This is a genomic window from Streptomyces sp. S186 (genome assembly GCF_051603415.1).
Classification (GTDB): Bacteria; Actinomycetota; Actinomycetes; order Streptomycetales; family Streptomycetaceae; genus Streptomyces.
Genome location: NZ_CP193932.1, coordinates 5,237,601 through 5,263,653, shown reverse-complemented (window position 1 = coordinate 5,263,653; position 26,053 = coordinate 5,237,601). Strand labels below are relative to the sequence as shown.

22 protein-coding genes and 2 tRNA genes are annotated in these 26,053 nt (G+C 74.1%); 16 read left to right on the top strand and 8 right to left on the bottom strand.

The window, feature by feature from the left end:
* Positions 1-223: 223 nt before the first annotated feature.
* Positions 224-1,708 carry a tetratricopeptide repeat protein gene (locus ACRAS8_RS22745; protein ID WP_438487841.1) on the top strand — a complete coding sequence of 495 codons (1,485 nt, stop codon included), beginning with the start codon at positions 224-226 and terminating at the stop codon, positions 1,706-1,708.
* Positions 1,709-1,754: 46 nt separating this feature from the next.
* Here ACRAS8_RS22745 and ACRAS8_RS22740 read toward each other — a convergent pair whose 3' ends face one another.
* Positions 1,755-2,348 carry a histidine phosphatase family protein gene (locus ACRAS8_RS22740; protein WP_438487840.1) on the bottom strand — a complete coding sequence of 198 codons (594 nt, stop codon included), beginning with the start codon at positions 2,346-2,348 and terminating at the stop codon, positions 1,755-1,757.
* A 388-nt stretch (positions 2,349-2,736) separates the two neighbouring features.
* Between ACRAS8_RS22740 and ACRAS8_RS22735 the strand changes: the two genes are divergently transcribed.
* The 6 genes from ACRAS8_RS22735 (at position 2,737) to ACRAS8_RS22710 (ending at position 8,741) form a co-directional block, all read left to right on the top strand.
* A complete protein-coding gene (locus ACRAS8_RS22735) occupies positions 2,737-4,014 on the top strand; it encodes a hypothetical protein (RefSeq protein WP_438487839.1) in 1,278 nt (425 codons plus the stop codon).
* Positions 4,011-5,609, top strand: a complete 1,599-nt coding sequence (locus ACRAS8_RS22730; RefSeq protein ID WP_438487838.1) for a hypothetical protein — start codon at positions 4,011-4,013, stop codon at positions 5,607-5,609. Before ACRAS8_RS22735 ends, ACRAS8_RS22730 begins: the two co-directional genes overlap by 4 nt.
* Positions 5,610-5,676: 67 nt before the next feature.
* Complete coding sequence (locus ACRAS8_RS22725) at positions 5,677-7,044, top strand: AAA domain-containing protein (RefSeq protein WP_438487837.1); 1,368 nt, start codon at positions 5,677-5,679, stop codon at positions 7,042-7,044.
* A gap of 95 nt (positions 7,045-7,139) precedes the next feature.
* The gene (locus ACRAS8_RS22720) at positions 7,140-7,523 is read left to right on the top strand and encodes a hypothetical protein (RefSeq protein ID WP_438487836.1); all 384 of its coding nucleotides are present in this window, start codon (positions 7,140-7,142) and stop codon (positions 7,521-7,523) included.
* A 221-nt stretch (positions 7,524-7,744) separates the two neighbouring features.
* Entirely contained in the window at positions 7,745-8,611 is an 867-nt protein-coding gene (locus ACRAS8_RS22715; protein ID WP_438487835.1) for a hypothetical protein, read from the top strand.
* A gap of 56 nt (positions 8,612-8,667) precedes the next feature.
* Positions 8,668-8,741 (top strand) — tRNA-Lys (locus ACRAS8_RS22710).
* 65 nt (positions 8,742-8,806) lie between these two features.
* Here ACRAS8_RS22710 and ACRAS8_RS22705 read toward each other — a convergent pair.
* Positions 8,807-10,012, bottom strand: a complete 1,206-nt coding sequence (locus ACRAS8_RS22705; RefSeq protein ID WP_438487834.1) for a M6 family metalloprotease domain-containing protein — start codon at positions 10,010-10,012, stop codon at positions 8,807-8,809.
* 403 nt (positions 10,013-10,415) lie between these two features.
* Between ACRAS8_RS22705 and ACRAS8_RS22700 the strand changes: the two genes are divergently transcribed.
* Complete coding sequence (locus tag ACRAS8_RS22700) at positions 10,416-12,242, top strand: putative bifunctional diguanylate cyclase/phosphodiesterase (protein ID WP_438487833.1); 1,827 nt, start codon at positions 10,416-10,418, stop codon at positions 12,240-12,242.
* A gap of 40 nt (positions 12,243-12,282) precedes the next feature.
* Here the strand turns inward: ACRAS8_RS22700 and ACRAS8_RS22695 are convergent, their stop codons facing one another.
* The 3 genes from ACRAS8_RS22695 to ACRAS8_RS22685 form a co-directional block, all read right to left on the bottom strand.
* Entirely contained in the window at positions 12,283-13,413 is a 1,131-nt protein-coding gene (locus ACRAS8_RS22695; protein ID WP_438487832.1) for an LLM class flavin-dependent oxidoreductase, read from the bottom strand.
* A gap of 186 nt (positions 13,414-13,599) precedes the next feature.
* Positions 13,600-14,340, bottom strand: a complete 741-nt coding sequence (locus ACRAS8_RS22690; RefSeq protein WP_438487831.1) for a maleate cis-trans isomerase family protein — start codon at positions 14,338-14,340, stop codon at positions 13,600-13,602.
* A gap of 55 nt (positions 14,341-14,395) precedes the next feature.
* Positions 14,396-15,301: a maleate cis-trans isomerase family protein gene (locus ACRAS8_RS22685; RefSeq protein WP_438487830.1), complete on the bottom strand. Its 906-nt coding sequence runs from the start codon at positions 15,299-15,301 to the stop codon at positions 14,396-14,398.
* Between the two features lie 220 nt (positions 15,302-15,521).
* Here ACRAS8_RS22685 and ACRAS8_RS22680 point away from each other — a divergent pair, with 220 nt between their 5' ends.
* Both ACRAS8_RS22680 and ACRAS8_RS22675 read left to right on the top strand, forming a co-directional pair.
* Positions 15,522-16,595 carry a D-2-hydroxyacid dehydrogenase gene (locus ACRAS8_RS22680; RefSeq protein WP_438487829.1) on the top strand — a complete coding sequence of 358 codons (1,074 nt, stop codon included), beginning with the start codon at positions 15,522-15,524 and terminating at the stop codon, positions 16,593-16,595.
* Positions 16,596-16,679: 84 nt separating this feature from the next.
* Positions 16,680-18,098, top strand: coding sequence for an amidase (locus ACRAS8_RS22675; protein ID WP_438487828.1), 1,419 nt, complete (start codon positions 16,680-16,682; stop codon positions 18,096-18,098).
* Between the two features lie 15 nt (positions 18,099-18,113).
* Here the strand turns inward: ACRAS8_RS22675 and ACRAS8_RS22670 are convergent, their stop codons facing one another.
* Positions 18,114-18,614 (bottom strand): DUF3830 family protein, encoded by a 501-nt coding sequence (locus ACRAS8_RS22670; protein ID WP_438487827.1) that lies wholly within the window; start codon positions 18,612-18,614, stop codon positions 18,114-18,116.
* 107 nt (positions 18,615-18,721) lie between these two features.
* On the opposite strand from ACRAS8_RS22670, the gene ehuB reads away from it, so the two are divergent.
* From ehuB to ACRAS8_RS22640, 6 genes are all read left to right on the top strand, one after another.
* Positions 18,722-19,699, top strand: a complete 978-nt coding sequence (ehuB, locus tag ACRAS8_RS22665; RefSeq protein ID WP_438487826.1) for an ectoine/hydroxyectoine ABC transporter substrate-binding protein EhuB — start codon at positions 18,722-18,724, stop codon at positions 19,697-19,699.
* The gene (ehuC, locus tag ACRAS8_RS22660) at positions 19,696-20,460 is read left to right on the top strand and encodes an ectoine/hydroxyectoine ABC transporter permease subunit EhuC (RefSeq protein ID WP_438487825.1); all 765 of its coding nucleotides are present in this window, start codon (positions 19,696-19,698) and stop codon (positions 20,458-20,460) included. Before ehuB ends, ehuC begins: the two co-directional genes overlap by 4 nt.
* Positions 20,457-21,107 carry an ectoine/hydroxyectoine ABC transporter permease subunit EhuD gene (gene ehuD, locus ACRAS8_RS22655; protein WP_438487824.1) on the top strand — a complete coding sequence of 217 codons (651 nt, stop codon included), beginning with the start codon at positions 20,457-20,459 and terminating at the stop codon, positions 21,105-21,107. Before ehuC ends, ehuD begins: the two co-directional genes overlap by 4 nt.
* Positions 21,097-21,924 carry an ectoine/hydroxyectoine ABC transporter ATP-binding protein EhuA gene (gene ehuA, locus ACRAS8_RS22650; protein WP_438487823.1) on the top strand — a complete coding sequence of 276 codons (828 nt, stop codon included), beginning with the start codon at positions 21,097-21,099 and terminating at the stop codon, positions 21,922-21,924. The genes ehuD and ehuA overlap by 11 nt, the downstream gene beginning before the upstream one ends.
* Before the next feature lie 582 nt (positions 21,925-22,506).
* A complete protein-coding gene (locus ACRAS8_RS22645) occupies positions 22,507-23,265 on the top strand; it encodes an IclR family transcriptional regulator (RefSeq protein WP_438487822.1) in 759 nt (252 codons plus the stop codon).
* A 96-nt stretch (positions 23,266-23,361) separates the two neighbouring features.
* Positions 23,362-23,435: transfer RNA gene (locus tag ACRAS8_RS22640), tRNA-Lys, on the top strand.
* Positions 23,436-23,776: 341 nt separating this feature from the next.
* Here ACRAS8_RS22640 and ACRAS8_RS22635 read toward each other — a convergent pair.
* Positions 23,777-25,009 carry a hypothetical protein gene (locus ACRAS8_RS22635; protein WP_438487821.1) on the bottom strand — a complete coding sequence of 411 codons (1,233 nt, stop codon included), beginning with the start codon at positions 25,007-25,009 and terminating at the stop codon, positions 23,777-23,779.
* Positions 25,009-25,428 carry an SsgA family sporulation/cell division regulator gene (locus tag ACRAS8_RS22630; protein WP_438487820.1) on the bottom strand — a complete coding sequence of 140 codons (420 nt, stop codon included), beginning with the start codon at positions 25,426-25,428 and terminating at the stop codon, positions 25,009-25,011. The genes ACRAS8_RS22635 and ACRAS8_RS22630 overlap by 1 nt, the downstream gene beginning before the upstream one ends.
* Between the last annotated feature and the right edge of the window lie 625 nt (positions 25,429-26,053).

Genomic DNA, 26,053 nt, shown 5'->3' with positions numbered 1-26,053 from the left:
TAGCCAAACTCAGGGTGGCGAAGCCGTCACAGCCGGTACCGTCGTCCCGCCGCACCGCCAGGACGCGGCAAGGGCGCTTCTGACGGATCTCCGTGGCGTCCACGGAGATCCGTCAGAAGCGCCCTGGGTCACACGATGGCACGGAGGAGGGCCTGCCGGTGGATCGGGGTCGGACCCGGCCGTGAAACCACCGGGTGGGCCCTGGGGCACGGAGAGGTCCGCCATGACGTCGCAAGCTCAGCGTTCAGCGTCGTCCCGCACCGTACCCGCCCGCCCGAACTCCGCCTTCCGACAGCTGCGCGGCCGGCTGTCCCCCGGCGAGTTCGCGGCGGCGGTCCGACGGGCCGCCCGTGAGATCGGCGAGCAGGTCTCGTGCGACGCCCGCTATGTGGGCCGCGTCGAGTCCGGGGAGATCCGGTGCCCGAACTACGCCTACGAACGGGTGTTCCGGCACATGTTCCCCGGGCTGACGCTGCCCGACATGGGGTTCGCGCCGCGGGAGACGGTACGCGGACGGGGGGCGCGTACAGGCGCCGCGTCCCTGGCGATCGACCCCGACCACCGCGATACCCGTATCCAGAACTGCGAGGAGAGCGACGTGCTACGTCGCGCGTTCATCACCGGCGGCCCGGCGGCCGCCCTGGGCCTGGCCGGCCTCTGTCCCCCGGCGCACGCACCGTTCCCCCCGTCGGCGACCGTGCCCGGACCCCGTACCGCCCGCCCGTCGCCCGACCTCCACCCCCAGAAGACGGCGCTTCGCGCCGACCGCCCGCCCAGCGCCCGGGCCGGCGCCACCGAGGCCACCGCCGTCGAGGAAGCCGTCCGCCGGATCCGCCTGCTCGACGACCGGCACGGCGCCGACGGCCTCTACCACCGCGCCGTCCAACCCCTGCGCGCCGCCTACGAACTGCTCGACGCCGGCGTCCAACGCCGGGCCGTCTACGACCGGCTGCACGCCGGCGCCGGCGAACTCGCCATCTCCGTCGGCTGGTTGGCGCACGACTCCGGCCGCTTCGACGACGCCCGCTCGCACTACGCCGAGGCGCTGTCCACCGCCCGGGTCTGCGGCGACGCCGCCCTGGAGGCACACGCGTTCTGCAACACCGCCTTCCTGGCCCGCGACGCCGGCCGGCCGCGCGAGGCCGTACGGGCCGCACAGGCCGCCCAGCAGGCGGCCAAACGGCTCGGCTCGCCGCGGCTGCGGTCGCTGCTCGCGCTGCGCGAGGCCGGCGGCTGGGCCGGGCTCGGTGACCGCACCGGCTGCACCCAGGCACTGACCCGCGCCGAGCAGCTCTTCGCCGCCGGCCCCGGCGACCACGACCCCGAGTGGATGAGCTTCTACGGCGAGGCCGAACTCGCCGGCCTCACCGCCCAGTGCTGGTCGGCACTGGGCGAGCACGGGCGCGCGGCGGACCACGCCCGGCGCGCGGTGGCCCGGCAGGACCCGCACTTCACCCGCAACATCGCGCTGTTCAGCACCGAGCTGGCCGGCAACCTCGCGGCCGGCGGCGCCGCCGAGGAGGCCGCCGCGGCCGCCCTGCGCACCCTCGCCCTGCTGGAGCAGGTCCGCTCGACCCGGATCCGGACGATGCTCGACGGCGTCGCGGCCGCGCTCCGCCCGTACCGCAGCTGCGGCCCGGTCGCCGACTTCCTGCGCCGGCACCGGGCGGCCGCGGCGAGCGGGTCCACGGGCCGCCGGCCGGTCTGAACCCCCGGTGCGGCCGCCGCCGCGCCCCGCCGGGCGCGCCGTCGGCTCAGTCCAGGTGGCCGGTCTCGTTCCAGCTCACCACGGCCGGCTCGCCGTAGGCCCAGCCGAGCACCGACAGCGACGTCGGCGCCAGCCGGAGCCGCGCCGCGAAGGAGACGTCCAGCCCCAGCCAGCGCGCGCCCAGCACCCGCAGGATGTGGCCGTGCGCGAAGACCAGCACATCGCGGTCGGCCGAGCGCGCCCAGTCGACCACCGCGTCGGCCCGCGCCGAGACCTCGGCGAGCGTCTCGCCCGCCGGCACCCCGTCCCGCCACATCAGCCAGTCCGGCCGGTCCGCCTTGATCTGCGCCGGCGTCAGCCCCTCGTACGCGCCGTAGTCGACCTCCAGCAGCGCGTCCCATTCCTCGGCCCGCCCCCCGAAGCCCGCCAGCTCGCAGGTCTCCTTGGCGCGCGCCAGGGGACTGGTGCGGACCTCGGCGTCCGGCAGGCCGTCGAAGGGGGCGCGGTGCAGCCGCTCGCCCAGCAGCTTGGCGCCCCGCCGCCCCTCGTCCAGCAGGGGGATGTCGGTGCGTCCGGTGTGCCGGCCGGAGACGGACCACTCCGTCTGTCCGTGCCGGGCCAGGAATATGCGCGGTGCCATGGGTCGTACCTCTCGCCGGGATCGATGCCGGCTGCTCGTCGTGCTTGGCTGGACGCGGGCGGCGCTGACCGCGGCTCGTCCATCATCGCGCACCCGCCGCGGAGCCCGCCGGGGGCCCGCGGCGGGGTCGGGGGACCGTGCCCGCGCTAGATGAGTGAGTCCGAAGTCCCGTCGTCCGCCCGAAGGGCGGGCCTCACGGCGTCTGGGGAAGGGGGTACCTCCCGTGCCCGTTCAGGGCATGGGGGAGCATCGCAAGGCGCCGGAGCGGCCTGATAGCGGAGCTATCGGGACGTTTCGGCAACGCCGCGAGGTGCCGTGCCAGACGCCGCGGGGCAGGCGGGACTTCGGACTCGCTCATCTAGGGGTCCCGGATGCCAGACTTCGGCGGGTGAACGTTTCCCGCGAAAGCCGGCCCGCGGCGGCCACGGCCAAGGTCCCCAGTCTGCGGCAGCGCCTGACCGAACTGCGCGGCCCCGGCGTGCGCCCCCGGTCGCTGGACGCCCGCGCACTCGCCGCGCTCGCCGCCAACCCGGGCTGCCGACGCCGGGCACTCCTGGACGGCGCGGGCGTCGACAAGGGCGCCCTGGCCCGCGCGCTGGGCTCGCCCGCCGCCTACGGCCAGTCGCAGTTCGCCCTGGTCCGCGGCAACTCCTTCGAGGCGCGGGTGAAGGCCGACGGCGGCACGGAACTGCTGCGGCTGGTGTGCGAGCGGCTCGCCCCGGGCACCGCCGTCCCGGAGGACGACGCGGTGGCCCGCCCCGATCTGTCCGCGGCCGGGCCCGAGGGCCGGGCGGCCCGCACCGCGCTGGCGCTGCGCGAGGCGGCCGCCGCCGGCGGCTGGGCGCTGCTGGACCACCCGCTGCTGGCCATGGACGTCGCCGGCTCCCCCGCCTACGTCGAGCCGGACGCCGTGGTGGTGCACCCGGACGGCACCTGGACCGTCGTCGAGATCAAGTCCTTCCCCCTGATCGACGGCGCAGCGGACCCCGCCAAGGTCGGCGCCGCGGCCCGGCAGGCGGCCGTGTACGTCCTCGCCCTGGAGGCGGTCGCGGAGCACGCCGCGGCGCACACCGGCCGCCCCGTCCGGGTCCGCGACCGGATGCTGCTGATCTGCCCCAAGGACTTCTCCAACCTCCCCACGGCCGCCCCCGTCGACGTCCGCAAGCAGCTCGCCACCACCCGCCGCCAGCTGGCCCGGCTCACCCGCGTCGAGGAGATCGCCGCCGCGCTCCCCGCGGGCACCACCTTCGACCTCCGGCTCGCCGACGACGGCCGGACCGCGACCCGCCCGGCCCCGGAACTGACCGAGGCCGTCGAAGCGGTCCCCGCCGCCTACGCCCCCGAGTGCCTGGCCGCCTGCGAACTGGCCTTCCACTGCCGCCAACGGGCCCGCCAGGACGGCGCGGTGGAGACCCTGGGCCGCTCCGTACGGGGCGAGCTGGGCGGACTGCGCACCATCGAGGAGGCCCTGGCGGCCGCCGCCGGCGCACCGGAAGCCGACCCGGACGACCCCGCCGTCCAGGCCCTCCGCACCGCCGCCGCACTGCGCGCCGAGGCACTGTCCGGCGCCGTTCCCCCCGGTGCAGGCACCGGCTCCACCGGAGCGGCTGACGCCGCGCCCCTACCTGGACCCCGGGACGGGAACGGGAAGGGGAAGGACGCATGACGCTCATCGAGACACTGGCCCGGATGGAGGCGGTGGCCGCCGGCCGCGCCCGGCCGCTGACCACGGTCCGCCACCGCCACCTCGCCGAACACCCCCTGGTCCTCGTCCCGTTGACCACCGCCGGTGAGGCCGGTGCCCCGCTGGGCGCACTCGTCGGCACCGACCGGGACAAGCCCCTGCTGCTGACCGTCCCCCAGCCCCGCGACCGCGACCTGCGGTTCACCTTCCTCGCCGACCTGGCCGAGGCGGTGCTGCCCTACGTGGAGGGCTTCGCCGACGACGTCGAGTACGAGGAGCGCAAGGAGACCGACGCCGAGACCGGCAAGAAGGTCCCGGTGCAGGTCGAACTGTGCGCCGACGCCCCGCAGTTGCTCGTGCCCAGCGCCGCCGGCATCGAGTACGTCCGGCTGCTGGGCCGCTCGATGCGGTTCCGGCGGACGGCCGAGCAGGACCCCGAGACGCCCTACCCGGCGCCGCCGCACGTCCCGCTGCTGGGCCGCTGGTTCACCCACCTCGGCGAGCGCGCCCGAGTGCCGGGGGCCTGCCTGCTGCAGTCCATGACGGGCCTGCTGACCCGCCACTGGGCGACCGGCCAGAGCGCCCTGGAGGACCAGCACCTGGGCGCACTGCTCGCCTGGATCGCGCCCGCCCGTCACCCGACCTCCACCCCCAGAGGACGGCGCGACGCGCCGACCCCTCAACGCGTACCGGCCCAGGAGGCCGCCGCGTTCGCCGAGGCGGCCCGCGACGCGAACGGCCAACTGCACTGCCCGCCCGCCGGACCCGCCACCGACCCGGCCTTCGACAACCGGCTGCTGGCCCCCGCCATGGCCCGTTACGACGCCGGACAGCCCGGCGCCGGGGACGAGATCCGCGCCCTCGTCGAGAGCCGGCTGCGGCCCACCTGGGACGCCGTCTGGCAGGGCCTCGACCTGCTCCGCGCGCTCCCCGAGGGCGCCCGCGTCCCCGACCGGTGGAAGCGCGACCGCTGGTCGTACACCGCCCACCGCGACCGGATCCGCGCCGGCGAACCCCCGCAGCCCACCCGGGACGACGCGGTCACCGCCGCCCGGAAACTCGCCTCCCGCGAGGCCGCACAGGCCCAACTGGACGCCCAGGAAGCCCTGGACGACCCCCTGGTGATGGCCGCCCGGCGGCTGACCGGCGAGGCGCTGCAGGGCACGGTCACCGCCGTCGAGATGGCCTTCTCCGAGGGCGCCCGGCCGATGCCGCGCCCCCTGGTGACCCTGCACACCGGCGACCGGGCCCCGCTGGCCGAGGGCGTCAGGCTCCACCGCGCCCTCGCAGACGGCCGCACCCAGACCGCCGAGTTCGTCGCGCGCGCCGACGGCGACCCGGGCGCGCCGGTGCTCCGGCTCACCGGCGGCATGGGCCGCGCCCGCACCCCCGAGCCGGGCACGGTCCCGGAACCCGGCGACACCGTGTGCTGGACCCTCTTCGAACACGCCCCGCGCGGCGGCCCCGCCCTCCCGGAACCGGAGGACACCCCCTGGACGCACGGCGGCCCGCCGGCCGTCACCGACGACGCGCCACCGCCGGCCGCGGACGCGGTGACCGCGGAGGACTTCCTGTGAGGGGCGGTCCTGCTGTGCACCAACCACCGACCACCGAGACCACCAACTCCCCGGAGAACGCCCCGGTATGACGCCTCCTCCGCCCCCTCCGCCGCTGTCCGCGCCGCCGCCGGCCGACCCCGCCGCGGTGGCCGCCGCGGCCACCGACGCGATCCTCCGCGACACGCTGCACAGCACCCGCCGCGGCGTGGTCGTGGACTCCCCGCCGGGCGCCGGGAAGTCCACCCTGGTCGTCCGCGCCGCCCGCGAACTGGCCGCCGCGGGCCGCCGCCTGATGATCGTCGCGCAGACCAATGCCCAGGTGGACGACCTCGTCCTGCGCCTCGCCGCGAAGGACCCCGACCTCCCCGTGGGCCGGCTCCACTCCAGCGAACCCGGCGCCCACGACCCCGCCCTCGCGGAGCTCCCCGCCGTCCGCACCTCCGCCCGGATCGCCGACCTCGCCGCCATGGACGTCGTCGTCTCCACCGCCGCCAAGTGGGCCTGGACCAAGGTCGAGGAGCCCTGGCGGCACGCCATCGTGGACGAGGCGTACCAGATGCGCTCGGACGCGCTGCTGAGCGTCGCCGGGCTCTTCGAGCGGGCGCTCTTCGTCGGCGACCCGGGGCAGCTGGACCCGTTCAGCGTGGTCGGCGCCGACCAGTGGGCCGGCCTCTCCTACGACCCCTCCGCCAGCGCGGTCGCCACCCTCCTCGCCCACAACCCGGACCTGCCGCAGCACCGCCTCCCCGTCTCCTGGCGGCTGCCGGCCTCCGCCGCGCCCCTGGTGTCCGGCGCGTTCTACCCGTACACCCCGTTCCGCAGCGGTACCGGGCCCGGCGACCGGCGGCTGGCGTTCGGCGTGGCGGGCGACGGCTCGGCCGTGGACCGCGTCCTGGACGAGGCCGCGGAGTCCGGCTGGGGGCTGCTGGAACTGCCCGCCCGGCACACCCCGCGCACCGACCCGGAGGCGGTGCACGCCCTCGCCCTGGTCGTCCGCCGTCTCCTGGACCGCGGCGGCGCCGCCACCAGCGAGCAGTCCGACGCGCCCGCGCCCCTGACCGCCGCCCGGATCGCGGTCGGCACCGCCCACCGCGACCAGGCCGCGGCCGTCCGCGCCGCCCTCGCCGGCCTCGGCGTGACCGGCGTGACCGTCGACACCGCCAACCGCCTCCAGGGCCGCGAGTTCGACGTCACCGTCGTCCTGCACCCGCTGTCCGGCCGCCCCGACGCGACCGCCTTCCACCTGGAGACCGGACGGCTGTGCGTGCTCGCCTCCCGGCACCGGCACGCCTGCGTCGTCGTCTGCCGCGCCGGCGTCGCCGAACTCCTCGACGAACACCCCGCGACGGAACCGGTCCAGCTGGGCGTCACGGTGAAGTTCCCGGACGGGTGGGAAGCGAACCACGCCGTCCTGTCCCACCTGGCCGAACACCGGGTCCCGCTGCGCCCGTAGGCGGGCGCAGGGCACCTCAGCGCGGGCAGCGCCCACCCGCCCCCTTGCGCCGGGCGGGACAATGGAATGCGGCAGACAACGATGGAGGTAGGTACATGTCCGAGCCGCAGCCGGCTCCCGATCCCCGCGGTACGGCGCCCGCCCCCCGCCGCATGAGGCCCGCGCAGTTGCTGTTCGAGCCGCCCGAGGCCACCGCCGACCCCGAGCACTTCTTCGGGCTGGAGTCGATGGAGGATCCCGGCGCCCTCCTCGGCCGCGCGACCGAGCTCACGCTCGCCTTCCGGGCGGCCGCCGACCGCGCCACGGAGTTCCAGGCGATGGCCGCGGCCCAGCTGAGCGACCCCCGTCGTTTCGACCGGCTGCCGCTGGCGGAGGTCGCCGAGCGGGCCGACTGGACCGAGGACTACGCGCAGAAGATGGTCGAGTTCGGCCGGAGCCTGCTGCGCAGCGGCAGCACGGTACCGCCCGACGTCGACTGAGCCGCGTGCCTGGTTGCCTGTGCGGCCGCCCCCTTTCCCATAAGCCGCCCCCTTCCCGTAACAGGAGTCACACGAGGCTCAGGGGTAGCTCCCGTCTCTCGGATCAAGATCATGAGCCCCTGGCATATGCAGGGAGGGGAAGATACTCCCCGCCGCGCGGCGCTGTCCCGGTTTCCGGCAATCAGCTCTGGCGGGGCGCGGGGAGTCGATAGACCCGTCCCATGAGCGAATGGCTGCCTGAGACTCCCCGGAACCTCGCCTTCCCCACCACGGCGTACGTCACGCTCGCCGGAGCCGACTGGCTCGCCTCCGCCAGCCCGCATCCGGAGGGCCTGCACCGGCTGTGGGCGGAGTGCCCCAGCGCGCCGAGCACGCTGCCGTGCGGCACGGTCTTCGACGTGATCAACGCCCCGGCGCTCTTCGGGCGGCGCATGGTGGACCGGCTGTGGTCGGCCGGCCCCGGGTCGGGCCCGGTGGCCATGCACCGCGGCCGGATCCTGCTGTTCGCGGCCCCCGGCACCGCCCACCGGCTGCCCGCGCTGCTGGCCTGGGAGGAGTGGGGCAGCGCGGTGCCGCCCCTGTTGTGCCACGGCAGCGGGGACGCGGTGACGGTGCCGCCGCTGCATCCCCGCGCCGCGGACAGGGCGGGGGCGGGTGGGGCGGGTGGTCGGCGGGGGCCGATGACCGGACGCGGGTTCCCCGAGGGCGGCGTCGGCTTCGCCGGTTCCGGGTTCGCCGGGGTCGGCGGGGTCGGCGGGGTCGGCGGCGGGTGGGGGTACGGGTGGACGGCGTCGGGGGTGGGGTGGCCGATCGACGCCGCGGCTCCGGCTCGTACAGGCGAGGCGGGTACGACGGCCGCCGCGGCCACCGCCGGAGAGCCGGCCCCCACCGACGACCCGGGCACCCCCGCCGCCTCGCGCTGGCTGGTGGCGCCGGATGTGCGGGAGCCGTGGCTGCCGGGGCCCGAGGTGTTGTTGTGGGCCTGTGTGCGGGCCGCGCGGGGTGGGCTGGGAGCCGATCGGGAGACCGCCCGCGAGCACCACGAATTGGCTGTTCAGAGCGCGGATACGGGGCCGGCGGGCGGCTGAGGGGAAGCGATTTTTGCCCTCCCCGGCCAGGATGCTAATGTTTTCCCCGTCAGCAGGCGCCGCTAGCTCAGTTGGTTAGAGCAGCTGACTCTTAATCAGCGGGTCCGGGGTTCGAGTCCCTGGCGGCGCACAGACGGTCGAAGGCCCTCACTCCGGTGAGGGCCTTCGGCGTGCGTGGGGTCCCGCTGCCGTGCGCTAGGCCGCGCTGCGGGTGACCTTGACCGCCCACTCGCCGTCGGTGGACCGGCCCTCGACCTGGATGCGTACGCCGTCCTCGGTGTCGTTGAGGCTCTCCCCCACTCCGAGCGGGGCGTCGGCGAGCGGCGGGTAGACGGAGGTGCCCCAGCAGGCGGAGGTGCCGGGGTGGCCGTCGAGCACCCGGACGGGGCCGGAGCCGGACGCGGTGGAGCTGCGGACGCGGTAGACGAGGACGCCCTCGGTGCACAGGGAGCGGTCGTTGCCCTCGGCGGCACGGGCTTCCATGACGAGGGCGGTCTCGGGCCCGGTGCGGACCACCAGGAGGCGGGGGCGGTGGCGGTCGGCGGGGTCGTCGGGCGCGGAGAGGGGGCGCAGTGCGTGCATCCGGGGGCGGTCCAGGGAGACGCAGTCGACCTGGCTGTCGGTGATCCAGCCCAGGCGCCACTTGTGCCAGCCGAAGGGGTCGGGGGCCAGTCCGAACTGGCTGCCCATGAGGTCCCAGTCGCCCACGTAGGTGTCCCAGTCGCCGTGGCCGTTCTCGGGGCGGTGGTAGAGGTCCGGCAGGTCGAAGACGTGGCCGGTTTCGTGGGCGAGGACGTTGCGGTCCGGTGGGCTGTGTTCGAAGACGGTGACGAAGCGGCTGAGGTCGGCGCCGTCGGCGTGCATCGGCTGGTCGAGATTGACGACTTTGGTGGCGTCGGAGTCGACGCCGGGGGCGCCGGGGTCGGCGGCGAGGTAGACGAGGTCGTAACGGCTGAAGTCGATGACGGGGTCGGCGGCGGCGACCGCGTCGCGGAGGTAGGCGGAGCGGCGCCCGGAGTCCCAGTCCCGCTGTATGCCGTACCAGGTGGCGGGGTGCGGCATGCGGACCCAGTGGGGGTGGACGTGGGTGCGCAGGCGGAACCTGCCGTAGGAGGCACGGGTGAAGAAGCGGTCGGTGGCGGGGAAGTAGTCGCCGGAGAGCTGCTGGGGGGTGGTGGTGGGGCGGGCGTCGGGGAAGGAGAGGTAGATCATCACCGCGTCGAGGCGGTGGTCGGGGCGCGGGTAGGCGCCGTTCCAGCTGTCGACGCCTTCGGAGTGGTGGGCGTCGGTGCGTCCCAGGGCGCAGGAGAGGGCGGCTTCGGAGGCGGTGGCGGGGCCGGTGACGATCGAGGTGGCGAGGAGCGCGCTCAGGGAGGTGGCCACGGCTGCGACGCGCCGCATGCGTCGGCTGTCCACCCCGTGGGGTGTTCGGGCGCGCGGCACGTGGACCTCCAGGGGTGGATTCGGGACACCCACTTACCCTGAGGTGATTTCATGCTCTTCGTCCTGATATGGCAGCCCGAAGGGGTGACCCGCACGCCTCCCTCGTCTCGTAACGGAAAGTCACAAGCGACTAAAGGTGCAATAGGGGCGAACAGAGCCGGGCAGATTTGGCTGAACTTCCGTCATGCCTGCGGATGGTCACGGCTTCGTCGCTGGATCGGCCCTCGTGCCAGCCTCTATGATCGCCACACTTTCCAGCGCGAGGTCCCCCCTCCGTCACGAGACAAGCGCCATGCGGGAGCGAGCAGTGAGCGGACACCCCGACAGCACGGGCCGCACGTCCGGAGCAACACTGCCTACGGTGACGGAGCGTGATGGTTCGACCAAAGACCCGACCGACCGGTCCGCTTCTCCCCCCTGCGACGCCTCGGCGCGCTGCGACGGCACCGCCGCCTCCCTCGGCGACTACCGTGCCGCCTTCCTCGCCGCGAGCCTGCCGATGGCCGTCCTCAATCGCGACGGGCTGGTGCTCGCCGCCAATCCCGCACTGGGCGCCCTGGTGGGCACCGACCCGGACGAGCTGGTCGCCGCCACCGCCGCCGACCTCACCGACCTGGGCGCCGACCCGCGGGTGTGGAGCGCGTACCGCGAGGTGCTGTGCGGCCGCAGCGAGCGGCTGCGCTGCACCCGGCGGCTGAAACGCTCCGACGGGAGCTCGGTGTGGGTGGAGGTGACCGTCGAGCCGGTGACCGAGGGGCCGCTGGGCGGCGAGGAGCGGGTGCTGCTGTCGGCGGCGGACATCAGCGACCGGCACGATCTGCTGGCCCGGCTGCGGCATCTGCAGATGCACGATCCGGTGACCCGGCTGCCCAACCGCACGCTGTTCTTCGAGCGGCTCTCCGCGGCGCTGGAGGCGGCCTCGTTCGAGCGGTCCGGCACCGGCCGGATCGGGCTGTGCTATCTGGACCTGGACGGCTTCAAGGCGGTCAACGACACCCTGGGGCACCGGGTCGGCGACCGGCTGCTGAGCGCGGTGGCGCAGCGGCTGACGCGCTGTGCGGAGCGGGCCGCGGAGCGCGGGCCGGGCCGTGCCGGGCATCTGGTGGCGCGGCTGGGCGGGGACGAGTTCGCGTTGCTGGTGGAGGACTCCACCGGCACCGACCAGCTGGCGGAACTGGCGCAGTCGGTGCTGGACGCGCTCCAGCGGCCGTTCGACCTGGCCGGGCAGCGGATGTCGGTGTCGGCGAGCATCGGCGTGGTGGAGCGGGCGGCCGGCGGGACCACCGCGACGGGGCTGATGCAGGCCGCGGACACCACGCTGTACTGGGCGAAGGAGGACGGCAAGGCCCGGTGGACGCTCTTCGACCCGGAGCGCAACGCCCACCGGATGACCCGGCAGGCGCTGTCCAGCACGCTGCGGCCGGCGGTGGACCGCGGGGAGTTCACGCTGGAGTACCAGCCGCTGGTCGGACTGGGCGACGGCCGGGCGCAGGGGGTGGAGGCGCTGGTGCGGTGGCGGCACCCGCAGTTCGGGGTGCTGTCGCCGAATCGGTTCATCGCGCTGGCCGAGGAGAACGGCGCGATCGTGGAGCTGGGCCGCTGGGTGCTGGAGCGCGCCTGCTATCAGGCGCGGGCCTGGCAGCTGGCGCACCCCGGGGGCCAGCCGCTGTTCGTCAGCGTGAATGTGGCCGTGCGTCAGGTCTGGGACTCCGACCTGGTCGCGGACGTCGCCGGCATCCTGGCGGAGACCGGACTGCCGCCGCGGCTGCTCCAGCTGGAGCTGACCGAGTCCGCGGTGATGGGGTCGGCGGGCCGGCCGCTGCAGGCGCTGCAGGCACTCAGCGACATGGGAGTGCGGATCGCCATCGACGACTTCGGCACCGGCTACTCCAACCTCGCCTACCTGAGCCGGCTGCCGGTGTCGGTGCTGAAGCTGGACGGGTCGTTCGTGCACGGCTTCCGGTCGCAGGAGCACCCGAATCCGGCGGACGAGGTGATCGTGGAGGCGCTGGTCGCGCTGGCGCACCGGCTGGGGCTGACGGTGACGGCGGAGTGTGTGGAGAGCGCCGAGCAGGCCGAGCGGCTGCGCCGGATCGGCTGCGACACCGGGCAGGGCTGGCTGTACTCCCGGCCGGTGGCCCCGGACCGGGTGGAGGCACTGCTGGACGCGGGGCGCGCCTGCGGCTGAGCCGCGGCGCGCCCCGTGCCGTGTGCCGGGCGAGCGGAGGTCAGCCCTGAGGAAGCCCGTAGGCGTCGGCTATGAGGTCGTAGGAGCGGCGGCGGACCTCGCCGGTGTGGGCGTTGGCGGTGATCATCAGCTCGTCGGCGCCGGTGCGCTTGGCGAGGTCGTCGAGGCCCTGGCGGACGGCGTCCGGGGTGCCGTGGATGACGTTGCCGAGCCAGCTGTCGGCGAAGTCCCGCTCGACGGCGCTGAAGTGGTGGGCGGCGGCCTCCTCGGGGGTGGGGACGAGGCCGGGGCGGCCGGTGCGCAGCCGGATCATGGCGAGGGCGCCGGTGCGGACCTGGCGGAGCGCCTCCTGTTCGTCCTCGGTGGCCAGTGCGGAGACGCCGATCAGGGCGTAGGGCTCGGCGAGCCCCTCGGAGGGGCGGAACGAGGAGCGGTAGAGGTCGAGGGCGGGGACGGTGTTGGCCGCGGAGAAGTGGTGGGCGAAGGCGAACGGCAGGCCGAGCGTGCCGGCCAGGCGGGCGCTGAAGCCGGAGGAGCCGAGCAGCCACAGGGGCGGGCGGTGCGGGGACTGGACGCCGCCGGGCGAGGTCGACTGGATCGGGCCGGGGACGGCGTGGATGCGCGCGTAGGGGTGGCCGTCGGGGAAGTCGTCGTCGAGGAAACGGGTCAACTCGGCGAGCTGCTGCGGGAATTCGTCGGCGCCCTCGTGGAGGTGTTCGGTGCGGCGGAGGGCTGCGGCGGTGGCGCCGTCCGTGCCGGGGGCGCGGCCCAGGCCCAGGTCGACGCGGCCGGGGGCCATCGCCTCCAGGGTGCCGAACTGCTCGGCGATGACCAGGGGGGCGTGGTTGGGCAGCATCACGCCCCCGGAGCCGAGGCGGATGCGGTCGGTGTGCGCGGCGAGGTGGGCGAGGAGCACCGCGGGCGAGGAGGAGGCGACGCCGGGCATGGAGTGGTGCTCGGCGACCCAGTAGCGGTGGTAGCCGCGGCGTTCGGCGGTGCGGGCGAGGTCGACGGCGGTACGGACCGCGGCGGTGGCGGTGCTGCCGGCGCCGACCGTCACCAGGTCGAGCACGGACAGGGGGACGGGTGCGGTGCCCAGGGCGGTGCCCCGTATGCCGTCGCCCCCGGGGCTGCCGTCGGTGCCCGGGGTCTGCTGGTCTTCGCCGCTCACGGTGCGGGTCCTCCTCGCGTCGCGCTTCTGACGTCGGTGGTCTGCGGGTCTGCGAGGAGGGTAACCGGAGCAGTTCTCCGGTTATTCCCGGTGGGGCGCGTTATTCCCGGTGGGGCGGGGCGTCCGAACGAGGGACGGGCGGGAGGACGGGACGGGGCGGGCCCGTGCGGGCCCGTCCGTCAGGGCCTACTCGCCTGCCGGCCGGGAGACTGCCGGCCGGGAGAAGAGCGTGCCCAGTTCCGGGCAGGCGAGGGGGCGGTCCAGCAGCCGCAGGCCCTCCCAGACCGTGACCTGATTGGCGGTGAGGACCGGTTTGCCGAGCGCGGCTTCGAGGGCGGGCAGATGGGCGGCGGTGTGCAGGGCGGTGTCGGGCAGCAGAACGGCCTCGGCGTCGGGGTGGTCGCCGGCCCGGGCCAGCTCCAGGACCTCGTCACGGCCCCAGGTGCCGACCTCGGCGGCGGTGATGATGCCACTGCCGCGCGTGGCGACGACCTCGGTGCCGGCGGACTTGAGGAACGCGCGGAAGTACTCGGCGACGTCGGCCGGATAGGTGGCGGCGATCGCGACCCGCCGGGCGCCGAGGGCCCGGACGGCGTGCGCGAAGGCGAAGGAGGTGCTGGAGGCGGGCAGCCCGGCGGTGGCCGACAGCTCCCGCACCTGCTCCTGGGCGCCCTCCCAGCCGTAGACGAAGCTGGCGCTCGTACAGGCCCAGACGACGGCCTCGGCGCCGCGGTCCCGCAGCGCGCCGACGCCGGCCGCGAGGCGGGCCGCGGAGCCCATCTCCAGCAGCGCGTCGGCGCGGTGGGCGTCCTCGCCGATGTCGGTGTGGACGAGCGGCAGGCGGACCGCGCCGCCCAGGAGCGCCTCCAGCCGGGGGTAGTCGTCCTCGGCGGAGTGGCCGGGGTAGAGGAAGCCGACCGATGCCATGCAGGTCTCCCTTGCGGGTGGTGGGTGCGGTGTGCGGTGGTGCGGCGGGGCGGGCTCAGAGCGGGGGCTGGCGGCCCGGGTCGTCGGGGAGGTACGGGGGCGGCTCGGGGCCGTCGCCGGGATCGTCGGGCGGGACGGGCGGGCCGGCCAGGGCGGCCTCGGGAGTGGGTCTCGGTTCGCTCCGCGGCGGCGGCTGGGTGCCGGTCATGGCCGCCGGGCCGCTGCGCGCCACGGGATCGAGCAGCGCCTGGTACGGGCCGACGGCGCGGACGCCGATGGCGCGCAGCGCGGCCCACATCGTCACCTGGTTGGCGGAGAGCACGGGCATCCGCAGCTCGGCCTCCAGTTGGGGGATGACGTCGTAGGTGGGGAGGTTGGTGCAGCTGATGAAGAGGGCGTCGGCGGCTCCGACGACGGCCGCGCGGGCCATGTCGACGACATCGCGGTAGGGAACCTTCCAGATGTGCCGGGTGAGTCCGAGATAGGCACGGCCGGTGACGGTGACGCCCGCCTCGGCGAGGTACTCCTCCAGGGACCGGGTGACGGACTTGGTGTACGGGGTGACGACGGCGATGCGCCGGGCGCCGATCTCGTGGAGGGCCTCGATCGCGGCGCCCGAGGTCGTCAGGGCGGGCACCTCCCCCGCCTGGGTCATGGCCGCGCACATCGCGCGTTCGCCCGCCGTGCCGCCGACGAAACTGCCGGACGTACACGCGTAGGCGATGACCTGCGGCGACACCGCGCACAGCGCCTGGACGGCGGCGTGCAGGGTCTCGTGCTCGCTGACCAGGCGGGCCAGGTCGAGGCTGACCTCGACGGGCACGAAGGGAGTTCGGGTCAGGTGGAGGGATACGTCGTCGGGGACCCAGCGCCACAGCTCGCGGTCGAGAGCGAAGTCGAAGGGGGCGACAACGCCCACGCCGAGCTGAGGCTGTGGGCCACCCAGGAAGGAGACGTCCATGAAGGCCCCTAGAAGGCACGAAGGGCTGGAATGGCACGGCCAGTGGCCGGAGAGGTGATGCAGCCGGACAAGCCGGGGACGTCGGGACAGAGCCGTTGTTGACACGGTAGATACGACTTCTTAGCGTGGTCAATCCTCGCATCTCCGGCACTTCTCAGGCATCTGTCGGCGCCCCTTCCTCCGTCATACGGGGCACACGTTTCAGAACGGTTTCTGGCCTATGTCCGAAAGCACCGGCGGCATCAACGGCGCCGGCACCACCGACAGCACCGGCACTACCGACGGCACTGGCATCACCGACAACACTGGCGCCACCGGCCCTACCAGCACCACCCGCCCCACCCTCCTCGTGTTGGGCTCCGAGCCGCCCCCGCGGCTGGACCGCCTCGCCGGCCGGGCCGAGATCGTCTTCGCCGACGAGAAGTCCCTGGCCGCCCTACTCCCCACCGCCGACGCGCTGTTGGCCTGGGATTTCACCTCCGACGCGATCCGGGAGAGCTGGCCGGCCCACGGCCCGCGGCCCCGCTGGGTGCACACCGCCAGCGCCGGCGTGGACCGGCTGCTGTGCCCGGCGCTGATCGCCGACGACACCGTCGTCACCAACGCCCGCGGGGTCTTCGAGCAGCCGATCGCCGAGTACGTCGCCGGACTGGTGATCGCCATGGCCAAGGACTTCTACGGGAGTTGGGAGCTGCAGCGGCAGCGGCGCTGGCAGCACCGCGAGACGCTGCGGCTGGCCGGGACCCGCGCGGTGGTGGTCGGGTCGGGGCCGATCGGCCGGGCCATCGGCAGCACCCTGCTGGCACTGGGTGTCGGGGTCGACCTGGTCGGGCGCCGGGAGCGGACCGGCGATCCGGAGTTCGGCCGGGTGCACGCCGCGGGGGCCCTGAACGGGCTGCTGCCGCACGCGGATTGGGTGGTGTGCGCGGCACCGCTGACGGAGGAGACGCGGGGGATGTTCGGGGCCGCGGCGTTCGCCCTGATGCCGCGGCGGGCCCGCTTCGTCAACGTCGCCCGCGGGCCGCTGGTCGACGAGGAGGCGCTGGTCGCGGCGCTGCGGGAGTGGCGGATCGCGGCGGCGGCGCTGGACGTCTTCGCGGCCGAGCCGCTGGGCGCGGACAGCCCGCTGTGGGACGTGCCGCATCTGATCGTCTCGCCGCACATGAGCGGCGACACGCTGGGCTGGCGGGACGCGCTCGCCGAGCAGTTCCAGGACAACTTCGACCGGTGGGCGGCCGGCGAGCCACTGCGCAACGTGGTCGACAAACGCCTCGGATACGTACCGGTGACCTGACCGCGCGGGCCGTCCGGGCCCGGCCCGCGGCGGACCGTGCCCCGCCCGCCGCCCCGCCCGGGGCGGCCGACGCTCGGAGGACGCATGACCAACGGACCGACCCGCCTCGCCGACCTCACCGCCACCCGTCTGCTCGCCGGCTACGCCTCGGGCGAGTTCTCCCCCGTCGAGGCGACCCGGGCCGTGCTGGAGCGCGCCGAGACCGCCCGGGCCGCCGTCAACGCCTTCGTCCGGATCGACGCCGAGCAGGCGCTGGCGCAGGCCGCGGAGTCGGCGGAGCGCTGGCGGCGCGGCGCGCCGGCCGGGCCGGTGGACGGGGTACCGGTCACCGTCAAGGACGTGCTGCTGATGCGGGGCGCGCCGACGCTGCGCGGCTCACACACCGTCCGGGCCGAGGGCGCGACATGGGACGAGGACGCGCCGGCGGTGGCCCGGCTGCGGGAGGCCGGGGCGGTGTTCGTCGGCAAGACCACCACCCCGGAGTTCGGCTGGAAGGGTGTCACCGACAGTCCGCGGCACGGGGTGACGGGCAATCCGTACGACCCGGGGCGCACCGCGGGCGGCTCCAGCGGGGGCGGTGCGGCGGCGGTGGCGCTGGGCGCCGGGCCGCTGAGTCTGGGGACGGACGGCGGCGGGTCGGTGCGGATCCCGGCGTCGTTCTGCGGGATCTTCGCGCTGAAGGCGACGTACGGGCGGGTGCCGCACTATCCGGCGAGCCCGTTCGGGACGCTGGCGCATGTGGGGCCGATGACGCGGGACGCGGCGGACGCGGCGCTGATGATGGACGTGATCTGCGGCCCGGACTGGCGGGACTGGTCGCAGCTGGCGCCGGTGGCGGAGTCGTTCCGGGAGGCGCTGGCCGGGAAGGTGACGGGGCTGCGGGTGGCGTACAGCCCGTCGCTGGGCTGGGACGTGCCGGTGGCGCCGGCGGTGGCGGCCGCGGTGCGCCGGGCGGTGGACACGCTGGCGGAGCTGGGCGCGGACGTGGAGGAGATCGATCCGGGGGTGGCGGATCCCGTGGCGGCGTTCCACACGCTGTGGTTCAGCGGCGCGGCCCGGCTGGTGCAGCCCCTGGGGGCGGCCGACCGGGAGCTGCTGGACCCGGGGCTGCTGGAGATCTGCGAGGAGGGGGCCCGTTACAGCGCGCTGGACTATCTGGCGGCGGTGGACGTGCGGATGGCGCTGGGGCGGGCGATGGGCCGTTTCCACAGCGTGTACGACCTGTTGGTGACGCCGACGGAGCCGATCACCGCGTTCGCGGCCGGCCGGGAAGTGCCGCCTGGTTCCGGCCATGCGCGGTGGACGGGCTGGACGCCGTTCACCTATCCGTTCAACCTCACCCAGCAGCCCGCCGCGACCGTGCCCTGCGGGGTGGACGGCGACGGGCTGCCGATCGGGGTGCAGCTGGTGGGCGCGCGGCACGCGGACGCGCTGGTGCTGCGCGCCGCGCACGCGCTGTACGAGGCGGGGGCGGCGGAGATTCCGGCGCCGGCGGTTCCGTAGGGGCGGGCGGGTCGCCTAAGCGCGTCGGAAGTTGAGCGTCTCCCCCAGGGCGCCGGCGCGCCAGAGGTCCTGGCAGGCGTCGGCCATCCGGTCCAGGCCGTCGACGACCGCGCCCCAGACGATGCCGGGCACCCAGCCCGCGTCGCCGTTGATCAGCAGGTTGTTGCGCTCGTAGAAGAGCGCGAGGTCGACGACGGTGGCGCGGCCGCGGTGCCCGGCATCGCGCTCGTAGCCGTAGGAGGCGGTGCCCAACTGGGTGTCGCTGAAGGTGAAGTAGCACAGGTCGCCGGGGATCGGGGTGATGGTGGGGTTCTCCAGCGGCGGCTCCTCGGGAGCGAACGGCGGCACCAGGGCGTAGATCTCGTTACGGGCGTACTTGGCGTGGTAGACGTCGCCGCCCAGGGGGAGCGCGTCCCAGACGGCGGCACAGGTGAGCGGGGCACGATCGTCGAGCAACTTGGCCGTGCAGCTGACGCCGCGCTTGTCCAGGGAGACTTCGATGAAGCGATCGGTCATATCCCGAGCGTAGGGGGCATTACCGGCGTACGGAACATCTCCTGCGGCGGTGTGAAGGGCTCGAAACGATCGGCATAGGCGTGAACGCTTCGGGTAGCCGCGCGCCCATGGCTCCACCACAGAGCACGGCCTCAGACAATCAAGGACCACACCACGGACGACTCACCCCCCGGAGACGCGAGATAACCGGACACCGGACCAGCGGTCTTCGCCGCCGGTCGCTGCTCGCGGGGGTGGCGGCGCTCGGCGCAGCGGGGGCGATCGGCGCGGCGAGCGGCTGCAGCCGGGTCCCGACCACCGCGGCGGCGGGCGGCGGCCAGCTGCTGGAGCGGCTGCGCAGGAAGGGCTCGGTCACCCTCGGCCTGGCCGGCGAGCAGCCGTACGGCTACATCGGCACCGACGGCAGGATGACCGGGTCGGCGCCCACCCTCGCCCGGGTGATCTTCAAGCGGCTCGGCGTCCCGCGCGTCGAGCCCTTCCCCACCGACTTCGGCTCACTGATCGTGGGGCTGAACTCCCAGCAGTTCGACGTGGTCGCGGCCGGGATGTACATCAACCCCGAGCGCTGCGCGCAGGTGATCTTCGCCGATCCCGAGTACCAGATGCTGGACGCCTTCATCGTCCCCAAGGGCAATCCGCTGAAGCTGCGCACCTACAAGGACATCGCGCGGACCGGAGCGCGGATGGCGACCGGTGTCGGCTACGCCGAGATCGACTACGCCAAGGCGGCGGGGATCACGAGAATGACCACGCTGCCCGACCAGTTGGCGGGGCTGCTGGCGGTCGAGCAGGGGCGGGTGGACGTCTTCGCCGGCACCGCGGTGACGGTGCGGAACGTCGTCCGGCAGTCGCGGACCACCCGGGCGGAGGCCACGCCGGAGGTCACCCCGTACGTGAACGGGAAACCGGTGATCGACGTCGGCGGCTTCGCGTTCCGGACGCCGGAGACCAATCTGCGCGACGCGTTCAACCGCGAGCTGCACAAGATGAAGCGCTCCGGGGAACTCCTGGACCTCATGCGGCCCTTCGGCTTCACCGCGCAGCAGATGACGGAGATCACCGCCAAGGAGAAGTGCCGGCCATGACTGACATCACCTGGGGCCTGTGGGAACTCCTCCTCAAGGGCGTGTGGGTCACCGTCCAGCTGACCGTCTACAGCGCGGCGCTGGCCGCCGTCGTGGCCTTCGTCATCGGGCTCGCGCGCACCCACCGGCGGTGGATCGTGCGGTTCCTGTCCGGGGCCTATTTCGAGATCTTCCGCGGGACCTCCGCGCTGATCCTGATGTTCTGGATGTTCTTCGTGCTGCCCATGGGGTTCGGCTGGCAGCTGGCCCCGATGTGGGCCGCGGTGCTGACGCTGGGCCTGACGTACGGCGCGTACGGTTCCGAGGTCGTACGGGGCGCGATCGCCGCGGTGCCGCCGGGCCAGCGCGAGGCCGGCATCGCGCTGAGCTTCTCGCCGGCCCAGCAGCTGCGGAAGGTCGTCCTGCCGCAGGCATGGCCGGGCATGGTCCCGCCGTTCAACAACCTGCTGATCGAGCTGCTCAAGGGCACCGCGCTGGTGTCGATCCTGGGCGTCGGCGACATCGCCTTCGGCGCCTCCCTGGTGCGCAACGCCACCGCGCAGAGCGCCCCCGTCTACACGGTCATCCTGGTGATGTACTTCGTCCTGGCGTTCGTCCTGACCCGCGGGATGCGGGCGGTGGAGCGGCACGCCAAGGCGGGCGTCGGGCAGGCGCCGGCCGGGCGGTCGCCGCTGCGGCTGCGACTGCGACAACGGCCCGGCCCCGTCACCGGTCCGGCGGTCACCGGTGCCGCCGCTCCCGCGGAAGGTGAGGCCCGATGAAGTTCGACTGGTCCGCGGTCGGCGCCTTTCTGCCGACGTTCTGGAAGGGCGTCCTGGTCACCCTCCAGGCCCTGGCGCTCGGGTCGCTGATCGCCTTCGGGCTCGGCCTGGTATGGGCGCTGGCGCAGCGCTCGTCCCTGAAGGTGGTGCGCTGGCCGGTGACCGTGGTCACCGAGTTCGTGCGCAACACCCCGCTGCTGGTGCAGCTGTTCTTCCTGTTCTACGTGATGCCCGAGTGGGGCGTCACGCTCAGCGCCCTGGCCACCGGCGTGATCGGACTGGGCCTGCACTACTCGACGTACACCGCCGAGGTCTACCGCGCCGGGATCGACGGCGTGCCGGCCGGCCAGTGGGAGGCGGCGATCGCGCTCAGCCTGCCGCGCCGCCGCACCTGGACGGCGGTGATCCTGCCGCAGGCGATCCGCCGGGTGGTGCCCGCGCTCGGCAACTACGTCATCGCGATGCTGAAGGACTCGCCGATGCTCTTCGCCATCGGGGTGCTGGAGATGCTGGGCGAGGCCCGGCAGTTCTCCTCCCAGACCTTCCAGACCGTGGAGCCGTACACGGTCGTCGGGGTCGCCTTCATCGCCATCGCCTACCCCGCCTCTCTTGCCCTGCGAGCCCTGGAGCGCCGCCTTGTCCGCTGACCGCGACACCCCGAACACCCCGCCCACCGCCGGCGAGCCCGCGTCCTCCGGGGAGACCGAGCTGATCCGCTTCGACAAGGTCACCAAGCGGTTCGGCACGCACACCGTCCTGGACGCGCTCGACATGAAGGTCTATCCGGGCAAGCACGTCACGCTGATCGGCCCGTCCGGCTCCGGCAAGACCACGATCCTGCGGCTGATGATGACGCTGCTCAAGCCGGACGAGGGCACCATCAGGCTGGGCGACCGGTATCTGACCCACGAGGAGAAGGGCGGCCGGCTCGTCCCGGCGAGCGACCGCTACAGCCGGGAGATCCGCAAGAACATCGGCATGGTCTTCCAGCAGTTCAACCTCTTCCCCAACATGAAGGTGCTGCGGAACATCACCGAGGCCCCGGTGCACGTCCTCGGCCTGGACAAGGACGCGGCCGAGCAGCGCGCCCGCGAACTGCTGGACCTGGTGGGCCTCACCGCCCACCTCGACAAGTACCCCTCGCAGCTCTCCGGCGGCCAGCAGCAGCGGGTCGCCATCGCCCGGGCGCTGGCCATGCGCCCGCAGGTGCTGCTGCTGGACGAGGTGACCTCGGCCCTGGACCCGGAGCTGGTGGCCGGCGTGCTGGACCTGCTGCGGGACATCGCGCACAGCACGGACATCACCATGCTCTGCGTCACGCACGAGATGAACTTCGCCCGGGACGTCTCCGACTGCGTGATGATGTTCGACGCCGGGCGGGTCATCGAGTTCGGCCCGCCGGAGCAGATCTTCACCGCCCCGGAGCAGGAGCGGACCCGGGAGTTCCTGAGCGCGGTGCTGTAGGCGGCGCGGCGGGCGGCGGCCCCGGGTGTGCAGGCCGTCCGGGGCGTGCGGGAGCGCGGCATGTGGTGCGCGCTCCCGCACGCCCCGCCCGCCTTCCCGCCCTCCCCGGCGGCGACGTGCGGGCCCACCCACCGCGCGTTTTGAGACATCTGCGACCACTGCGGCGGATGTGACGGATGCGATGGATGAGGCGTACGACGCTCAGGCGGAAAGACGAACAGCAGACGGAAGAACGGGGCGTGCGAGCCCCCGGACGGATGCCCGACAGTGCGTCAACTCCGCACGTCACCAAGGGCCGTCAACCCCCGTCCTCGGCCGGACGGCCACCCGCCTTCCGTACGCCGTTGTCGCCGGTCCGGGGGAGATTCCCCGACCAGCTCATGACCTGGGCATATGCCAGAGTGTAGGGCGCCTGCACAGACGCGTGAACCAATCCGGTTTTCGGTCAAGACCCCCTCCATCGGGGCTCGTTGACCGCTATCGTGATACGAGCCCGTTGTCCGGAAGCGGCCCGCGTTCCCCGCGGTCGCACCCGCCACGACGGTCACAACGCAAGCGGTACCAACCTCCTAGGGGGACACCGTGGCGCTGAAGCCCGAGCCGACCGCGCCGTTCCATTCGGTGCAGTACGCCCTGCGCGTACTCGAGACGATCTCCCGGCACGCCAACGGCGTGACCGACGCACAGGTCGCCCGCGAGACCGGCATCCCGGCAGCCCACCTCACCCAGCTGCTGTCGATGCTGCGCCGCGAAGGCTACGCGCAACAGCTCGCCGACGGCGCGTATGTCGTCGGCGAGTCGCTGCTCCTGCTGGGATCCGGCGCCGACCGCAGCCGCGCCCTGCGCGACAAGCTGCAGCGCACGCTGGACCAGCTGCGCGACTCGGTCGGGGCGGCGGTCTACATCAGCCGTTACATCGACGGCGAGGTGAAGATCCTCCACTACGCCGACGGGCCGCTGGCGCCCAAGGTCAACGAGTGGGCCGAGTTCCGCCGCACGGCCCACGCCAGCGCGGTCGGCAAGTGCCTGCTGGCCCAGCTCGACCACGACGGGCGGATGGACCACCTCTCACGCCACAAGACCGCCCGGCTCACCTCCCGGGCGATCACCAACGAGAAGGTGCTGTTCCACAAGCTCGACAGCCAGCCGCCGACCGTCCCCGTCCTGGACCTCCAGGAGTACGCGGTCGGCACGGTCTGCGCCGCCGTCCCGATCACCGCCGGCAAGACGGTCGGCTGCCTGGCGCTGTCCATGCCGCTGGAGCACGCCCACCGCCTGCGGCAGGCCGCCGACACCCTCAACCGCAAGGCCGCGCCGGTCCTGCTGTCCCTGGCGATCTGAGGGCGGGCGCGGCCCCGGACGGGGCCCCGCGGGGCATGATCACGAGGGTGGTCATGAGCACCCCTCTCGACCAGGTAGTATTTCTTTCGTCAGCAGGCGCCGCTAGCTCAGTTGGTTAGAGCAGCTGACTCTTAATCAGCGGGTCCGGGGTTCGAGTCCCTGGCGGCGCACAGACGGTCGAAGGCCCCCACTCCGGTGGGGGCCTTCGGCGTGCGTGGGGCCCGTGCGTGGGGCCCTTTTCGCCTGCCCTCGGGTCACCTGGCCTCGGGCGGTTTCTTTCGCGTGACTCGATCGCGTGTCTCGATCAAACCGTGGGTCCATCCCCGGCCCCCTCGGCCCGGCAGAAGACCAACCCGTGGTGTGACGTCGCCGACTCCCGCCGCCCGTAGCGTTCTTAGTGACGAGAACGACGAGAACGGTGAGACCGGCAAGAACGGCGAGAACGGTGAGGGTGGTGGGAACGGTGGGAGGGACGAGAACGGCGGCCGCGGGGCCGCCCCCCGCCTCGGGGTCAGGCTGCTTCGGGGAGGGGGCTCGGGCTGGGGGCGGCGGCGGTTTGGACGAGGGCGGTGTAGGTGCGGCGCAGGGCGATGAGGGATTCCTGAGCCTCGCGGTAGACGGCGGCGTCGGGGCCGCCGCGGTGGGCGAGGGTGCGCACGGGGGCGCAGTGCCGGTCCATGGCGCTGAGCCAGGCGCGGTGCTGGGCCGGGAGGTGGCGGCGCAGGTGCTGGCGGCGGCCCTCGCCGAGACGGCGGCCGCCGATGCCCAGGACGGCGTCCGCGGCCTGGAGGACCGGCGGTTCCAGGGCGCCCTGCTCGGCGAGCGCGCCGAGTACCGCGCGCTGCTGGCCGTTGACCGGGGCGGCCGCCAACTCCGCCGCCTCGGAGTGGAGTTGGGCGCGCAGGGCGTGCTGGATGCGGACCAGGCGGCGCAGCGCCGTCGGGGTGGACGAGTCGTCGGGGGCGCGGCCGGCCAGGGTGTCGGCCAGGCGGAAGAGCCAGATGCCGTGTGCCTCCAGCCGGGTGGCGGCGAGCATCAGCCGGTCCAGGCGGCTGAGCGGCTGGTCCTCCGGGGCCCACCGCACGATCGGCACCAGCTGTTCGGTGCGGGCCAGCTGGTCGATGGGGATGTGGCGGCGTGGCTTGCGTTCCGGGGCCCAGTTGTGGAGCGCCAGGGTGGGCAGGGCGACGAACTGGTCGTGGTCGATGCGGTGCGCGACGGCCGCCCAGAGTTCCAGGAACGCCTCGTTGGCGACCTCCCGGGCAGCCGGCGCCTGCGGGTCGAGGGCGCCCCAGCCGCAGGACACCGCGATGACCGCGACGCGCATCGCGGCGGCCTCCGCGTTGCGCGGCGAGAGACGGGAGACGCGCTGCCGCAGTGCGGTCAACTCCTCGGCGCGGTCGGCGCGTTCGACGACCTCGACGGCGGCCCCGCGGCCGGTCGCGACGGCCGCCTCGCGGGCCATGGCGTCCAGCCGGGTCCAGGTGCCGATCATGGACCGCACAGGAGGCCGTTCCGGGAGGAAGCCGTGCGCACAGGGGTCGTGCGCGGCCGGGGCGCCGGAGGGGTCGCCGTCGGCGCAGGCGGACGCGGCGTCGGCGGCACCGGGCGAGCCGGCCTGCGCCGGGATGTGGACGGCCGGGTCGGCGGTCGCGGTGGCGACCGGCCCGCCCGTTCCGGCGGCGGCACTCGCGGGTATGGCGAGGCGGGTGTCGGGCGTCGTCGTCATGGGAGTGGGAGTCATCAGCACTTCCCCGCCAGCAGGCGGGCCAGATGGGCGTCCATATCGAAAGAGCGGGCCTCGTGGCCGGGCGGGACGATCGCCGCGGTCTGCTCCAGCCAGGCGGTGAGCTCCGCGGCGCGCACCGCCAGTTCGCAGAAGCCGGCGTCGGTGGCGAGTTCGATGCGCACGTGGCGCGCGCCGCCCGCACGGCCGGCGGGCCGCACCCGCACATCCCCTTCGCCGGCCTCCCCGTGCAGCCCGGCGAACAGCAGATCACGGGCGAACAGCCAGGTGGCGACGGTCTCGCCGCGACTGAGGAACGCGACCTCGACCTCGTAGGGGCGGTCGCTGCGGTAGCTGAACCGGCCGGCCACCGGAACCGTTTCGTCCGGCCCGAGGAGGAGCTGCATCTCAAGGGTGCGCTTGGCTGTCGACACCACGACGATCAACCTTTCCGAAGAGGGGCGAGTCCCGGGGCCCCGGGTCGGGGCTCGCGTCCTAGCAGACGTCGGCTCGCGGGATGGGGTTGCAGACGAGGGCGCAGTAGTGATGGACGCCATGATCCGCGGGAGGCCGGCGGGGGCGGTCGACGGGCCGTCGTGCGGACCGGTCGGCGGGCCGTCGCCCAGGCCGGCCGGAGGGCGGAGTTCACGGCGGCGTGGGCGGCGCTTGCCGGGACCGTCATTCCCGTTCACCTCCGGGATTCCCGTTCACCTCCGGGGCGGCTGCTCGTGGAGTACGCGCGCCCCGGCACGGCCCCGCCGCGCCCCCGGCGCCGATCCCAGCCTCTCAACGGGCGGGCGGCACCGCATGCTGACGGGGCGGCGACCGGCGCACTGCGGGCGACGAAGCCCCGCTCCGCGGTAGTCGTCCGCAGTCGATCTTCACAGACCGGTGCGGGCGCACCCGTAGGCGAAGGTCCCGATGCCGCGGGACCTTGGCCCCGGGCCGGGCGGCCTCGTGATGCGGTAGGGGAGGGCGGGGTTGGGCCGGAGCGGCTGGAGAGTCAGGCGAGGCGGGGAGGCGGGAGAGGCACGGTCGGCCGGACCAGGCCGGGACGGGAAG